Genomic DNA, 15,378 nt, shown 5'->3' on the forward strand with positions numbered 1-15,378 from the left:
ATTATTTTTTTGAGCCTTATTTATTTTACTGATTTGATATCAAGAAACCTTGAATTATCAATTTTTTTACATTTATTCAAAGCAAATTACCGCTCTATTATATGAAACAAATTGATAGGGGTGGGTTCGTGGGTTCGAATCTCTCACAGGTCATCAACTGCCAAAGTCTCAAATCCTTGATATAACAGGGGGCTCGGGCTTTTTTATTTTTCATTTCCATTTATTATTCCTGTGTGTTTATGCATTGCACAAAGTTATACAGAAACTGCGCGTGATGTTGAACCGTTCATTGCATGACGTTAACCACTTTGATAAACTATGCAGAAGTGCATTTCAATTTGATTGTTAGGATTTACTATCGAGTGGCATAGATAAGATGTATGATCTTTACATAAATCAGGGCCTGTAAGCGGTGGGTGCTCCTTTACTGCATTCACTGCAGACTTGTGGAAGTAAGGGGATAAAGGGACAAAACTCATTGCATGATGATACAAAACCTTAACAATTTAAATGTGTTTCTAAGACAAGACCATCTGTTCCCTCATACAGCAGGAGTTGTATGGGGGCTTGTATTTTATCAAGAATTTTCTGTTTAGATGACTATACAGTAATAAAATAAGGAGGAAGCAATGAACAATTATAAATTGACCATTCAATATGATGGCGGGCGCTATAAAGGCTGGCAACGGCTCGGTAATAGTGATGATACGATTCAAGGGAAAATAGAAAATGTATTAACGGAAATGGCGGGGGAGAAAATCGAGATCATCGGATGCAGCAGAACGGATGCCGGTGTACATGCCCTTGCTCAAATCGCCAATTTTAAGATTGGTGAAAACCTGACTGAAGCTGAAATCATGAATTATTTGAATAGGTATTTACCAAGAGACATCAGCATTGTCGAGGTCAGGCTAGTTCCTGATCGTTTTCATGCCCGTTATAATGCTAAGGATAAAACCTATTTGTATAAGATCTGGAACGAGCCATATACAAATCCTTTCATGCGCAAATACAGTATGCATGTAGAGAAAAAGCTGGATATCACAAGAATGAAAAAAGCATGTCAACATTTTATAGGTGAACATGATTTCACGGCTTATTCAAATGCAAAGTCTAAGAAAAAATCCATGGTGCGTGAAATATATTCCATAGATATAGAAGAAGATGCCGGATTCATCCAAATTACAGTTCGAGGCGATGGGTTTCTTTATAATATGGTTAGAAAGATTGTCGGGACGTTGATAGAAGTTGGGTTGGGTGAAATAGATGCTGGAAATATACCAAGCATTTTAGAGTCAAAAGAAAGAATCCAAACGGGCCGTATGGCGGAGGCAGCTGGGTTATACTTGGTGAAGGTTGATTTTTAGACAAATATTGATGCATCGGTTAACGCATGTAAAGTGTACTGGCAGTAGAGAAAGGGAAGTAATGGAATAGAACGAAAAAAGGAGAGATTTCCATGAGATTGGAAGGAAAGAAAATAATCAGTCTTGTGCACCATGAATTTGAGGATTTAGAGCTCTGGTATCCGATTTTACGTTTAAAAGAAGAAGGAGCGATTGTTCACCTCGCTGGAGAAAAGGCGAATGAAACATATATAGGAAAATATGGTGTGCCTGCTATATCTGATTATGAGTATGGCAGTATTAAAGCTGAAGAATATGATGCCATTCTTGTACCGGGGGGATGGGCACCTGACAAAATTCGTCGGTTTCCTGAAGTGATATCACTTATTCAAAGCATGGAAGAAAATAAAAAAACCATCGGGCAAATTTGTCATGCTGGTTGGGTGTTGATCTCCGCTAAAATTTTACAAGGGAAGAATGTAACGAGTACACCGGGCATTAAAGATGATATGGAAAATGCAGGGGCGACTTGGATAGATAAGCCCGTCGTCGTAGATGGTAACCTTGTATCAAGCAGGCGTCCACCTGATCTACCGGATTATTTAAGGGAATTGATAAACGTGATTGAAAAGAGTTAATCACCATAGTCTGAAAAAGTGGTTTTTCTTCTGGAAAAACCACTTTTATTATTCCTGCCATCTAATTACGCGAATGCGATATATTTAACGACAATTGATCATGATTCCCTTGATTGATCCTTAATCAAATCAATATACAAATTTCCTTTTGTCCCTATGACAGCATAAGAGATGTCAAAAACAGAAAGGTTTCTTTTTTTGAGCTCAGCCATTAACCATTCATCATCGTAGGTTTGTTTGGATAAATTTTCGTATAAGATCTTCCCATCATAGACCATCTCTATCGGTACAGTTCCAGCTGAGGACACTAAAGCCATATCCTGCTTGGTGGTATTTTGGTATTGTGTTTTTTTTAATACAGAGATGGAGCCATTTATTTCTAAAATGGCACACTCCACTTCTTCTAAATTGAAGATATCCTTTCCCCGCAAAGCCTGTTTAAGAGAATCCAGTGAATACCCCATCCGCTGCATTGACTCTTCGAGTATTTTTCCTTTTTGAATTAAGGCAACAGGTTCTCCAGCAATCCATTTTCCGAAGCGCGGATTTCGAACCGCTACAAGATTCAGTATAAAAACGATGGAACCCATAATAATAATTGCAATGATAGGATACAGGAAATTAACTTTAATATTGAATGCTAGATTTCCTGCAAGTGTCCCCATCGTAATTGAAGCGATATAAAGGTGATAAGTCCTTTGGGAAATCGTCTGTTTACCGAGCAGATGGACAAATACCCATAATAAAATAAAAGCTATAAAGGGTCGAAAGATGATTTCAACAAATCCTTGCATGACTATTTCTCCCTTTTAAAAATCCCGACAGTTCGTAATAGTATGTTCTTACAGCAGGCCCATTATTCTGTAATTTTAAAAAGGAAAAAGACAGGAAACCGTCTTGCTTCTTTTTATTCGGTTCTATAAATCGATGGATATGTTTACTTAGTATCGATTAAGAAATTTCTTCGAATAATAGTATCAAAATACATCTGTACGGGGGTATGTTTTGAGAAATATTCGGGAAATTTTCATTGACGATTTAAAAAGCATTTATAAAAATTTCTTTGTTTGTATCGTAGTAGTTTTTCTCATGTTCATCCCTTCCATTTATGCGTGGTTTAATATTGTCGCATCTTGGGACCCATATGCAAATACGGAAGGAATTCTTGTCGGCGTTGCCAATAATGATAAAGGTGCGGAGTTAAATGGCGAAGCCGTGAACATAGGCAAGGAAGTCGTAGAGGGGTTAAAGGAGAATAAGGATTTAGGCTGGAGATTCACTTCGGAAAAAGAAGCGAAAGCTAAGGTGGAAAAGGGGGATTATTATGCATCCATCATCATTCCGGAGAACTTTTCCGAACATATTGCGACAATCATGACCGATGTCCCTAAAAAGGCGGAGATTGATTACTATGTGAATGAAAAAATCAATTCCATTGCTCCTAAAATTACGGCAGCGGGTGCGAACAGCATTGTGGACAACGTGAGCAAAACCTTTATCAAATCGGCCAGTGGGAGTATTCTTGCGATATTTAATGAACTGGGAGTCACCCTGCAAAATGAGTTGCCGACAATTCAAAAAATGAAGAATATGGTGTATTTATTAGAGGGGCAACTGCCTGAGCTTGAACAAAATATCAAAACCGTTCAAACACATGTTAAAAAGGCTGAAGATATCATTAAGAAGGTCAATGATGGATTGGATTCAATAGAAGGAATAACGTCCCAGAAGGACAAATTGGTATCGGACGTTTCTAGTTATGTAGAGTCAACAAGGCAAGCATTCGAAGGAATCGCTCCCCTCTTGAAAAATGATATCGCGAACATCAGGAGCGATAATGAATCCGTTTTAGTACTGGCAAACCGGCTAACGGGTCAGGATTTGCCTGGCAATGAGTCGAATCAGCTAGTGGAACAAGGGGTAACGAGGATAAATAAAGAGTTGTACCTTTTGGACAGTATGCATAATTTATTGGTGAGAGTCAATCAATTTAATGAGAAAAACTTGCTTCAGCCAGAAATACAGCTAGTTGATGAATTAAGGGATAATACTTCGAACCAACTTCAAGCGCTGAATGACCGAGCCTATGGCAATCTTATCGAACTTGGCGGGAACAATGATCAAGTTTTGACAAGCTTCCAGGAAAGTTATTCAAAGGAAACAAGGCCAAAATTCAATGAAATCTGGAACGAAACGGAATCAATATTGAATAATGTCCAGGTCACGATGGCGGAGGGAACCAAGGTTCTTCCTGAGGTGAGGACGCTGTTGAATGAGACCAATCGAACATTGGAAACACGTACAGGGGATATCGATAAGTTAACGAATAAGTTTCCGGAAATTGAAACGAAAATAAAGGCTCTAGCTTCTAAAATGAGGGAAATCGATAAGTCTTATGATATGGAAGAAGTGATCGATTTCCTAAGAAATGATATTGAACAAGAAAGTGAATTTTTTTCAGAACCGGTGCTGCTCAATAAACACAGTCTCTTTCCGATTCCGAACTATGGATCCGCCATGTCCCCTTTCTTTACGGCCCTTTCCCTTTGGGTCGGCGGTACAATATTGATTTCCATGCTTAGCGTGGGTGTTTCTCAAAAAGTTTACAGCCCGTATCAAATTTATATCGGGAGGTATCTTATATTTTTCATCATTGGGGTAATGCAGGCTCTTAGTGTTTCCATTGGGAATATCATCTTTATCGGTGTTTATGTAGCGGATAAGTTTGAGTACATCCTGTTTTCCGTTCTGATAAGTACAGTATTTACACTCATTGTCTACACTTTCGTTTCCGTTCTTGGAAATGTTGGAAAAGGGATAAGCGTCGTCTTGATGGTCCTTCAAATATCAAGTTCTGGCGGCACTTTCCCCATTCAAGTCACACCGCCCTTTTTTCAACATATTAACCCTTTCTTGCCATTCACCTATGCTGTGGGTTTACTTCGTGAATCCGTTGGGGGGATAACATGGAGCGTAGCTGGCAAGGACATTTTTATCCTGATTATCTTTTTAATAATCACGCTCATATTAGGTATCATTTTGAAAAAGCCACTGCATGCAAGGACACAAAAAATGAAGGATAAGTTGTATGGAAGCAGGATTTTTTAAGGTTATAAAAGTGGATATAAAAATTAGCCTGAACCCTTACATGGGCTCAGGTTTTTTATTTCTGAATGGAATTTGCCCATATGTATTTTTGTGTAAGTTTGGAATATTTATCAATACAATGACAATTGAATAGAAAGATACCGATAAATTAGAATTTTTGCATTTTTATAGTTGACAAAAACCATTGGATTAATCATTATTAAGAAATAATGTTTAGTAAATCGATGCGATATAAAAGTGGGGTGACCATATGTATTTAACAATAGATGGCATTGAAAAAAGTTTTAAGAATGAAAAGAAAGAAAGCATAAAGGTGCTCGATAAGATAAACCTAGAGGTCGAGAAGGGAAGCTTCGTTTCAATCGTCGGCCCTTCAGGGTGTGGTAAATCCACACTCCTTTATCTGGTTGCCGGCCTTGATAAGGCAGATGCAGGGGAAATACGTGTAGCTGGGAAAAAAGTGATGAAGCCAGGTCCGGAACGGGTCGTAGTATTTCAAGAGGCGGGGTTATTCCCTTGGTTGACGGTACTTGAAAATGTTACCTACGGATTGAAGTTAAAGAAGATTCCCAATGAAGAGGCTAAAGCAAAGGCATTGGACATTTTAAAAATGGTTCACCTCAGCCGATATGTTGACTCCTATCCACATCAACTATCAGGGGGCATGAAACAGAGGGTAGCCATCGCAAGAGCGTTGGTGATGGAACCGGATATCCTGCTGATGGATGAGCCATTCTCTGCGCTGGATGAGCAAACGAGGATGGTCTTGCATAAAGAACTGCTCGAAATCTGGAGAAAAACTAAAGTGACAATCTTTTTCGTTACCCATAATATTCGTGAGGCTGTTCAGCTTTCCGAAAAAATCATCGTCTTTGCAACCCGCCCCGGGAAAATTAAAGAGACGATTTCCGTCCCTTCGATGAAAGATGGAGTTATGCCGGATAGTGTAACTTTGCATACAGAACAAAGGGTTCTATCGATTTTACAGGAGGAAATTGAAAAAGTGCTGAAGGAGGAAATGGGGAATGATTACAGCTTTAAGACGAATCATATTCATCGCGATGATAGCGGGGATATGGGAAGTCACATCTAGACTTTCCAGTCTTCCGGAATTCATGTTCCCAAGCCTGACCCAGGTTTTGGAAACTCTGTTTAATGGACTGATGAGCGGACAAATAACTGAAGCCATCGGAAAAAGCCTTGGCCGTATCCTGATCGGCTTTACGATTGCCATTATAGTAGGTCTAATATTAGGATATTTCATTTGGCGCTTTAAATTGGTTGAAGACACTCTAGGATTCGTCGTGACGGCCTTACAGTCCATCCCGAGTATCGTGTGGTTCCCTTTAGCGATCATTTGGTTTGGATTGAATGATTTTTCGATTCTCTTTATCGTCACCATCGGCGCAACTTGGACGATGACGGTTAATGCAACAAGTGGCTTCCGGAATGTACCCCAGTTGTATCAGCGGGTTGCCAAAACATATGGATCGACCGGGTTTCATTTTCTTCGCACCGTGATTTTACCAGCATCCGTCCCGCAAATAATATCCGGTCTCCGAATTGCATGGGCCTTTTCCTGGCGTGCACTGATGGCAGGTGAATTACTTGGCGGGGGAGGCGGTCTTGGGCAATTGCTGGAAATGGGCAGATCACTGGGACAAATGGATTTGGTCATCTCCGTGATGATCATCATCGCAATCATCGGAACGATCGTGGATAATGTTGTCTTCTCCCGCCTTGAACGTAATGTTCAACTGAAATGGGGAGTGAAGTAACGGTAGTTTAATAAAATAATAGTTCAAAAGGAGAGAAAAGTATGATGAAAAAATCATTTTTTGCCCTTATTCTGTCTGTGTTGTTAATCGGAATAGTAAGCGGATGCACTCAGTCCAGCAGCAATGATGAAGAAGGAGAAGGTTCTGGGGGGAAAACCGTGAAAATTGGGTATTTTCCTAACTTAACCCACAGTGCAACGATCATTGCACTCGAAAAGGGCTTTTTCAAAGAAGAGTTCGGTAAAGATGTTAAGATTGAAACCAAAACAGTGGCCAATGGAGGATTATTCATGGAAGCAATGGCTACAAACGCCATTGATGTCGGAACGGTCGGGCCTGGTCCATTGCTTAACTTTTACGTGAAAAACCCTGAATACCACTTGATCTCCGGGGCTGTTAATGGAGGTGCCGTACTAGTGGCCAGCGAGGGCAGCAAAGTTACGGATTTAAAAGATTTGGGCGGTAAAAAGGTAGCAATTCCCGTCATTGGAAGCACACAGGATGTCATGCTAAGGAAGGCCCTTCAAGATGTTGACTTAAAGCCGACTACGAATGGGGGGACGGTTGAGCTGTATGCGGCCGCACCTGCTGACACAACCGCGCTTTTTGTCCAAAAATCTGTCGATGCAGCAGCAACTCAGGAACCATGGGGTTATGTATTGGAAAACCAGGCAAAAGGAAAGTTATTGCTTGACTGGGATCAATTTGCATGGGGGAAAGATTCACCTAACACGGTAGTGGCTGCAAGCCAGAAGTTCTTGGATAAAAAGGGGCTCGCTGCTTCTTATTTGAAGGCGCATGAAAAAGCGGTGAAGTTTATACAAGACAACCCTGAAGAAAGCCAAGAGCTGGTTATTAAGCATTTGAAGGAACTGACTGGAAAAGAATTAAGTAAAGATGAGGTGGCTTCAGCATTTTCACGCCTTGAAGTGACGACTGAAGTTAATGAGCAAGTTATTCAGGAAATGGCAGACATAAGCAAAGAAGCTGGTTATATCCCTAGCAATGATATAAAAGGCATGATCGATTTATCAATTCTTGAAGAAGTGTCCAAATAAATTGAAACAAGCAAGCGCCTCAGCCATCCTGGCTTTGGCGCTTTTTTTTTATCAGGTAAAGGCAGAATTATTCCATTGCATTGCGCCTGGGAATATAATCATGCATATAACCACGGCAGGTCATGAAATCCCTGTTATGGGCATACTTGATCCAACGCTTGGATAACGTGATCAACCTCATCCCAGGAATGGATGGTAGCGCCTGAAGCCAGTGAATGTCCCCCACCATTGAATTGACGTGCGACTGAAGCGATGGGAATGCTCCGTGAACGTATCCTGACACGGATTTCAGCAGGATATTCGATGAAGAAAGCCCAGATTTTATTGCTCCTGACACTCGATAGCGTGTTAACTAAATTCGAAGCTTCAATTCGATCCACGCCATACATATTTAACAGATCCTCCGTAATAATGAAGTAAGCTACCCCTTTATCGGTTACATTGAAGCTCATGAGGATGTCTGTTTGAAGTCTTGAAGCGTTTTTCGTCTTTATATTAAGGCTGTTATGGATTCTTTCTGGATGAATATGATAAGTTCTTAAGTGGGAAACCATTTTTAATGTCCTGGAAGTTGTATTCCCATTCATGAAATTACCTGTATCACTAAGTATTCCTGCATAAAATGATTTAGCCGCTTCTTTATTCATGATAAAGCCTTCCGGAGATTCCAAGAATAAATCAACAAGCATTTCACTGGTAGAGCTATAAGAAGGGTCGACCCAGGAAAAATCACCAAACTGCTCATATTCGGGGTGGTGATCAATCTTGATTAGCATGTCCCCGTGATCATATCGTGAATCACTGATCCGTGAAATGTTGGCAGTATCACAAACAATCACTAAGGCACCTTTGTATTTGTTATCGGAAATGACATCCATATCACCAATGAATAGAAGCTTATCCACTTCCTCGCCTACCGCATAGACTTCTTTAGAAGGATAGGAATGCTTCAAAAGCTTCTTTAAACCGATTTGCGATCCCAATGCATCAGGGTCCGGATTAACATGGCGATGAATGATAATTGTGTGGTATTTCTTAATCGCTTCGATTATTTCCGCTTTTTTATTGTTCATATCGTCATCTCCCTTCATCTTTCCTTGTCTGTCGAGCGATAATCGATAGTATGAAAAATTCATATATTGACAATTATGCATATTCAATCATCCCATGCCTCACGAATAAAGGCAATTTCCGATTACTATGGATTGAGGGCTGTATTTTTTATATTAAACGGGAAGTATGCTAATGAGTATTTCAGTGGAAGTAATGAAAACCCTTGAACAAAATTATTGCAAAATTCAAAAAATAAGACTATACTTAATTTACCAAACCGATGACAGCAAGTTACCTTGCTGCATGGCCGGCTTGTCATAAAACTGGAATCCATAAAAGTTGACTTGGTTCACTTGATCTTCCTTTGCAGGAAGACAGTTCGTGGATAAGGGTCAGTGAAACATTCAATGTAATGACATTGTTGGTTTTACTGGCTCTTTTTTGTGTATCCCGACAGTTTGAAAGGGGTGATGATATGAATGGAGCTTTGGAAGGAGTCAGGATTATCGATGTATCCCGTGTTTTGGCGGGGCCGTTTTGTTCAATGATCCTCGGTGATTTGGGTGCCGATGTTATTAAAATCGAGCATCATGAGGCAGGGGATGAAACGAGAGGATGGGGTCCGCCATTCGCCCAAGGAGAAAGCGCTTACTATTTATGTGCCAATCGAAATAAGCAAAGCATGACCTTGAATTTAAAGTCGGAACAAGGGAAAGAAATCTTCCGGAAGTTGGTGTCTTCAGGGGATATTGTGATTCAAAATTTCAAGACGGGCACGTTGGAAAAAATGGGGCTGGGTTACGAGGATTTAAAGGAAATGAACCCCAAACTGATCATGGCCTCGATTACGGGATTTGGTTTAACCGGACCTTATAAAGATTTGCCTGGCTATGATTATATCATTCAAGCGATGAGTGGTTTGATGAGTATCACAGGAGAAAAAGATGGAAGTCCCGTGAAGGTCGGGGTGGCCATAGCTGACATATTGACTGGCTTGTATACATGCATTGGCATTTTATCCGCTTTGCATCATAGGGATGAAGCGGGGGAAGGACAGGAAATTGATATTTCGTTAATGGATTGCCAGGTTTCTTCATTGGTGAATGTCGCCAGCAACTATTTATTCAGTGGCCAGACCCCTGAACGAATGGGAAATCAACATCCCAATATCGTTCCATACCAAACGTTCCGGACAAGTGATGGGGAGCTTGTTGTGGCTGTAGGAAATGATGATCAGTTCAGGAGATTTTCAGCCGTTATCGGCAGACCTGATTTAGCCGAGCAGGAACAGTTTAAGCATAATGAAAAACGTTTGCTGAACAAGGAAGGATTAATACCGATAATAGAGGATTTGTTGAAAGGAAAGACAAAGAAAGAATGGAAAAGGCTATTTGATGATGCAGGGATACCCAATGGACCGATTAATGATATCGCAGAGATGTTCGAGGACCCGCAAATCATCGCAAGAGGCATGTTGGTGAACATGGAACATCCCACAATCGAAGATCTTAGAGTGACGGGATCGCCACTGAACCTTTCAAAAACGCCGGTTACGATGAGAAAGCATCCGCCACTGTATGGTGAGCATACCGGTTCCATTCTGGCTGAAATTGGATATAGTCCAGACCAAATAAACAAATTCAAGGAAAATAAAATTATTTAGGAGGAATATTAATGATGAATTTCGAATTAACAGAAGAGCAGCAAAGTGTGAAGAAAGTGGTAAGGAAATTTGTTGATAAGGAAATTATCCCATACATTCAAGAGTGGGATAGGAAAGGTCAATTCCAGCCGCATATTTTAAAAAGGTTAGCGGAATTGCAGTTGATGGGCGTTTGTATACCCGAAGAGTATGGTGGAGTCGGAATGGATTATAATACGCTTGCCATCGTTTGTGAAGAGTTGGAGCGAGGCGATACGGCTTACCGAACTGCAGTTTCTGTACATACAGGATTAAATAGCATGACCTTGCTGCAATGGGGGACGGAAGAACAAAAACAGAAATATTTAGTACCGCAGGCAAAAGGGATCAAGATTGGCGCTTTTGGGCTGACTGAACCGAATGCAGGGTCTGATGTTGCAGCTATGAAATCAACGGCAAAACGTGTTGGGGACCATTATATCTTGAACGGGTCAAAAACATGGATTTCGCTCTGTGATTATGCAGATCATTTCCTCATTTTCGCCAAGACGGATCATGATGCCGGTTCAAGGGGAATCACTGCTTTTATTGTGGAACGGACTTTCGAGGGAGTGGAGTCGAAAGCCATTAAAGGGAAATTAGGAATTCGTGCCGGGAATACAGGCGAAATCTTTTTAACCGATGTAAAAGTTCCGGTCGAGAATAGGCTCGGTGAAGAAGGTGAGGGCTTTAAAATTTCCATGTCGGCATTGGACAGCGGCCGGTTTACAGTGGCCGCAGGTGCTGTAGGGTTAATTGAAGCAAGCCTGGAAGCAAGCTTGAAATATTGCCATGAACGAAGTACATTCGGAAAAGAGATTGGCAGGCATCAGCTCGTTCAACAGATGATTGCCAAGATGACCGCAAATTTAGAGATTTCCAGATTGCTGGTCTTTAAAGCGGGTACCTTGAAAAATCAAGGAAAAAGGAATACGAAGGAAACTTCACTTGCAAAGTGGATATCATGTAATGCTGCTAACGAAGCGGCCAATGATGCTGTTCAAATTCATGGTGCCTACGGATACTCGGATGAATATCCAGTGGAACGTTTTCTGCGGAATTCAAAAGCCCCGGTCATTTACGAAGGAACCCGTGAGATTCATACTGTAATGCAGGGCGAATACGCACTTGGCTACAGACAAGATAAAGAGCTTCGAAAGCAATTGCCTGCATGGCCCTTCGAGCAGGTTTCCGTCCATTAACTATAGATAGAGGAGATCAGATGATGAACACATACTTTATTGCAGGGCATGCAAAACTTCCACAAGGGATGGCGGCGAGAAATTTATATGATTCCATCACGATCACGGTGGAGCTTGACTTTAAATATGGTGTAATAGTCGAGGCTTCCTGTACACTTGCTACAGAACATGGCAGGGAATTCATTCGTCAACTACTGCGCGGTTATTGCCTGAAAGATGGTATCGAAGAATTGATTGATCGTGTACAAATGCATTATCGTGGAAAGGCTGGTCAAGCCATTCAAGCAGGGCTGAAGGATGTGTATGCACAGTTCGAATCGGTCTCCGTTAAATAAGCGAAACTGGGAGGATCCTACCGTATGTAAAAAGGGTGGGATCCTTTTTTATAGGTTCGGGTACATCTCAAATAAGTCCACTGTCATTATAAATGGCAGTGTTTTTCATTGTTTAAGGAACGGTACATTTGAGTGGATATAACGATCGTGATAATTTTTTAAAAAAACAAAAAACTCGCCCCTTTACGACGAGCTTGTGTTTTTTTGTTGGAAGTTGGACTTTAAAATAAAGCTTAATATCCAGTGAAAAAAATTAGTTGTACATTAAAACGGAACCAAGAAACTAGAAGCAACATTCCCGTTTATTTCGAAAGTTATTGCCGCAAAGCCAACTGCAGTGGTTGGAGGAACACCGGTTTCTGTTGCAGCGCCTTTGTCTGTTGCATATGGAACATCGGTTTCTGCTGGTGCACCGTTGCATACGGCAAGTGGACCTCATCCTGCTAGTGCGCCTTTGCGTACGGCAAGTGGACCTCATCCTGCTAGTGCGCCTTTGCGTACGGCAAGTGGATCTCATCCTGCTAGTGCGCCTTTGCGTACGACAAGTGGATCTCATCCTGCTAGTGCGCCTTTGCGTACGGCAAGTGGACCTCTTCATGCTAAAGCAACGTTTAGTGCGTCTGCGGGAAGTTCGCTTATTATTGTTGTTTTTACGTGAAGAACGACCTTTTGAACAAGGGTCATTATACATGAAATCGCCTAACCCGAAGGAATTGGCTCTATCTACGGCATTTTGTATATTTTGAATGATATCAGACATATTTACATATCCCCCTTTCTATACGTTAAACTATGCGCTTGTACGTAATATGCCAGGGATAATAGCACAATTTTTAATGAAAATTTATTTTTGGTGACACCCCTCGCTTTTTTTCATAATTTAATATGAAAGTGAAAGGGAAGTGAAGGGTTGTATGAATTCTGACAAGAAGCTGCCTGTGTACCAGCTTTTTATTCCACCAGTTAATTTAAGGGAACTTCGCAGAGATATATGGTGCAATGATCCTTTACCGGCAAAGTTAACACTTAACAGAAAAAAACTGGATATTGATATTGTTTACCGTGGCTCACATATCCGCGGTTTTCCTAAAAAATCCTATAATGTAGTCTTTTATAAACCTAATACTTATAAGAATGCCAAGGAAGTTCATTTAAATGCCGAATATAAAGATAAATCTTTACTAAGAAATAAATTATCTTTAGACTTTTTTGCGGATATAGGCACCTTATCGCCGAACTCCCAGTTCGTTTTCCTGAATCTGAACGGAAGGGACGAAGGGATATACCTAGAATTGGAATCGGTGGATGAATATTATTTGAAGAAAAGGGGGCTGCCCAAGGGTGCCATTTTCTATGCAGTGGATGGTGATGCCAATTTCTCATTGATGAGCGATTTGGATAAAGGAATCAAAAAATCATTGGAGATGGGCTATCAAAAAAAATGCGGGACAGCAAAGGATGAATTATTTTTACAAGAGTTGATCCTCCAAATCAATACAATTTCAAGAGTGGATTTTGAAAAGGAAATCGTAAAATATGTCGATGTGGAAAAGTACCTGCGCTGGCTGGCCGGTGTCATATTTACGCAAAACTTTGATGGGTTCGTTCATAACTATGCCTTGTATCGAAATGGAGATACGGGACTCTTTGAAATGATTCCATGGGATTATGATGCGACATGGGGCAGGGATGTTAACGGGAAAGTGATGGAAGAGGATTATGTGGGAATCGAGGGATTCAATACATTGACTGCTAGAATCCTTGATGTAAGAGGATTTCGTGTCCGGTACCAAGAACTTCTTAAGGAGATTTTGAACAATCATTTTAACGTGGACTATATGAAACCTATCATTCAGGAAATGCATGATCAAATAAGACCTTATGTTTCAAAAGATCCATATATCAAGGGGAATATTGTGAAATTTGATGATGAGCCCAAATTCATCCAGGAATTCATTGAGGCCCGTGCAAAGTATATAAGTAGCCGGCTGCATAAATTGGATTAATAATTCCTTTCCTATAGTGAAGGAACAATGATAAATTAAACGGCATGAGTGTTGAAAGAAAAGCATTCATGCTTTTTTACATACGATTCCATTTGCTTTTCTATACCATTACAGCTATGTTTGATAGAAAGATATAATCTAAAGTAATGAAGGATGGGAATTGATTGACTAATCATAGCCGCAAACCGGCATATATATACACGTTTACATGCAGCCCTGACGAACGCTCATTATCTAAAATGGAGATGCGCTCGTTCTTTGGCTTTGAGACTTCAGGGAATATTTTGAAAAGTGATATAGCAATTGAACCGAGCAGGAGCCCTTTTATAAAAGGGCGGGTCGACGTCATGTTTGAAGGGGAAAGCATATCCGAAATCGTTGAGCAAGTGAAAGGTATTCATTTGCCTGATTCGACATTCAAAGTATTATTCGTAAAAATTAATGATTTGAATAAAGACGCAAAAATAGATTATGATGGACAGCGTGAAATTGAACGGGAGATAGGCTGGCATATTCAGGGGGATGCCGATGTGCGCAATCCTGATCAGGTCTTTGGAATCGTGACCCTTGGCGGACGATGGTATTTTGGGAAGTATGTCAAGCCTGAAGCGGTTTGGTTAAAACATATGAAGAAGCCCCGGGAATATTCGACAGCGCTTAGCACAAGAGTGGCAAGGGCCATTGCTAACATAGCCGTTCCACATCCGGATGGAGTGAAGGCAATTGATCCATGCTGCGGAATTGGAACGGTATTGGTAGAAGCCCTATCGATGGGGATCAATATTGATGGCCGGGATATCAACCCGCTTGTTACCGACGGTTCCAGGGAGAATATTGCCTATTTCGGCCTCGAAGGTGATGTAACTACAGGTCCGATTTCGGAGGTCACCAGTAAATATGATGTAGCGATTATCGATATGCCTTACAATTTATATACACATGCGACGCCGGAAGATCAGCTATCGATCCTTAAACATGCCAGAAGCTTTGCTGACAAGGTCGTCGTCGTAACGATCGACACGATGGATCATATGATTGAAGAAGCAGGATTTGAAATTGCTGATCGCTGTGTGGCCAGGAAAGGCATTTTTTCCAGAGAGGTTGTATTGTGTGTGTAGGTTCCTTCATCAAGAAAAGGCTGAAATCTTTGAATGGATATGGACTTACCATGTC

Annotated in this window: 14 protein-coding genes and 1 pseudogene; 12 read left to right on the forward strand and 3 right to left on the reverse strand. The window is 40.9% G+C overall.

The genetic code is table 11. The annotated features are described in order from the left end of the window. Positions 1-629: 629 nt before the first annotated feature. Complete coding sequence (truA, locus tag N0M92_RS00550) at positions 630-1,367, forward strand: tRNA pseudouridine(38-40) synthase TruA (RefSeq protein ID WP_260284036.1); 738 nt, start codon at positions 630-632, stop codon at positions 1,365-1,367. A gap of 92 nt (positions 1,368-1,459) precedes the next feature. After that, positions 1,460-1,984 (forward strand): type 1 glutamine amidotransferase domain-containing protein, encoded by a 525-nt coding sequence (locus tag N0M92_RS00555; RefSeq protein WP_260284037.1) that lies wholly within the window; start codon positions 1,460-1,462, stop codon positions 1,982-1,984. Between the two features lie 98 nt (positions 1,985-2,082). Here N0M92_RS00555 and N0M92_RS00560 read toward each other — a convergent pair whose 3' ends face one another. After that, positions 2,083-2,778 carry a DUF421 domain-containing protein gene (locus N0M92_RS00560; protein ID WP_260284038.1) on the reverse strand — a complete coding sequence of 232 codons (696 nt, stop codon included), beginning with the start codon at positions 2,776-2,778 and terminating at the stop codon, positions 2,083-2,085. Positions 2,779-2,989: 211 nt separating this feature from the next. Between N0M92_RS00560 and N0M92_RS00565 the strand changes: the two genes are divergently transcribed. The 4 genes from N0M92_RS00565 (at position 2,990) to N0M92_RS00580 (ending at position 7,928) form a co-directional block, all read left to right on the forward strand. Beyond that, entirely contained in the window at positions 2,990-5,092 is a 2,103-nt protein-coding gene (locus N0M92_RS00565) for a YhgE/Pip domain-containing protein (protein ID WP_260284039.1), read from the forward strand. Positions 5,093-5,342: 250 nt separating this feature from the next. Then, positions 5,343-6,185: an ABC transporter ATP-binding protein gene (locus N0M92_RS00570; RefSeq protein ID WP_260284040.1), complete on the forward strand. Its 843-nt coding sequence runs from the start codon at positions 5,343-5,345 to the stop codon at positions 6,183-6,185. Next, a complete protein-coding gene (locus tag N0M92_RS00575) occupies positions 6,118-6,870 on the forward strand; it encodes an ABC transporter permease (RefSeq protein WP_076367033.1) in 753 nt (250 codons plus the stop codon). The genes N0M92_RS00570 and N0M92_RS00575 overlap by 68 nt, the downstream gene beginning before the upstream one ends. A 41-nt stretch (positions 6,871-6,911) precedes the next feature. Further along, entirely contained in the window at positions 6,912-7,928 is a 1,017-nt protein-coding gene (locus N0M92_RS00580) for an aliphatic sulfonate ABC transporter substrate-binding protein (RefSeq protein ID WP_260284041.1), read from the forward strand. 134 nt (positions 7,929-8,062) lie between these two features. Here the strand turns inward: N0M92_RS00580 and N0M92_RS00585 are convergent, their stop codons facing one another. Further along, the gene (locus tag N0M92_RS00585) at positions 8,063-9,001 is read right to left on the reverse strand and encodes a DHH family phosphoesterase (RefSeq protein WP_260284042.1); all 939 of its coding nucleotides are present in this window, start codon (positions 8,999-9,001) and stop codon (positions 8,063-8,065) included. 455 nt (positions 9,002-9,456) lie between these two features. Here N0M92_RS00585 and N0M92_RS00590 point away from each other — a divergent pair, with 455 nt between their 5' ends. The 4 genes from N0M92_RS00590 to N0M92_RS00605 all read left to right on the forward strand — a co-directional run bounded on the left by N0M92_RS00590 (position 9,457) and on the right by N0M92_RS00605 (position 12,857). Then, positions 9,457-10,644 carry a CaiB/BaiF CoA transferase family protein gene (locus tag N0M92_RS00590; RefSeq protein WP_260284043.1) on the forward strand — a complete coding sequence of 396 codons (1,188 nt, stop codon included), beginning with the start codon at positions 9,457-9,459 and terminating at the stop codon, positions 10,642-10,644. Positions 10,645-10,658: 14 nt separating this feature from the next. Beyond that, the gene (locus tag N0M92_RS00595; RefSeq protein WP_192208176.1) at positions 10,659-11,864 is read left to right on the forward strand and encodes an acyl-CoA dehydrogenase family protein; all 1,206 of its coding nucleotides are present in this window, start codon (positions 10,659-10,661) and stop codon (positions 11,862-11,864) included. A 23-nt stretch (positions 11,865-11,887) separates the two neighbouring features. Continuing rightward, positions 11,888-12,199 (forward strand): DUF3870 domain-containing protein, encoded by a 312-nt coding sequence (locus tag N0M92_RS00600; RefSeq protein WP_260284044.1) that lies wholly within the window; start codon positions 11,888-11,890, stop codon positions 12,197-12,199. Between the two features lie 337 nt (positions 12,200-12,536). Then, a complete protein-coding gene (locus tag N0M92_RS00605; RefSeq protein WP_260284045.1) occupies positions 12,537-12,857 on the forward strand; it encodes a hypothetical protein in 321 nt (106 codons plus the stop codon). Positions 12,858-12,878: 21 nt separating this feature from the next. Here the strand turns inward: N0M92_RS00605 and N0M92_RS29395 are convergent. Further along, positions 12,879-12,959, reverse strand: a pseudogene (locus N0M92_RS29395) (CotG/ExsB N-terminal domain-containing protein); the annotation flags it as partial. A gap of 154 nt (positions 12,960-13,113) precedes the next feature. Here N0M92_RS29395 and N0M92_RS00610 point away from each other — a divergent pair. Then, on the forward strand, positions 13,114-14,205 hold the full coding sequence (locus tag N0M92_RS00610; protein WP_260284047.1) for a CotH kinase family protein: 1,092 nt from the start codon (positions 13,114-13,116) through the stop codon (positions 14,203-14,205). Positions 14,206-14,369: 164 nt separating this feature from the next. Then, complete coding sequence (locus N0M92_RS00615) at positions 14,370-15,323, forward strand: TRM11 family SAM-dependent methyltransferase (RefSeq protein ID WP_260284048.1); 954 nt, start codon at positions 14,370-14,372, stop codon at positions 15,321-15,323. The last annotated feature ends 55 nt before the right edge of the window (positions 15,324-15,378 follow it).

Origin of the sequence: Peribacillus aracenensis (assembly GCF_025175645.1) — a bacterium.
Taxonomy (GTDB): domain Bacteria; phylum Bacillota; class Bacilli; order Bacillales; family DSM-1321; genus Peribacillus; species Peribacillus aracenensis.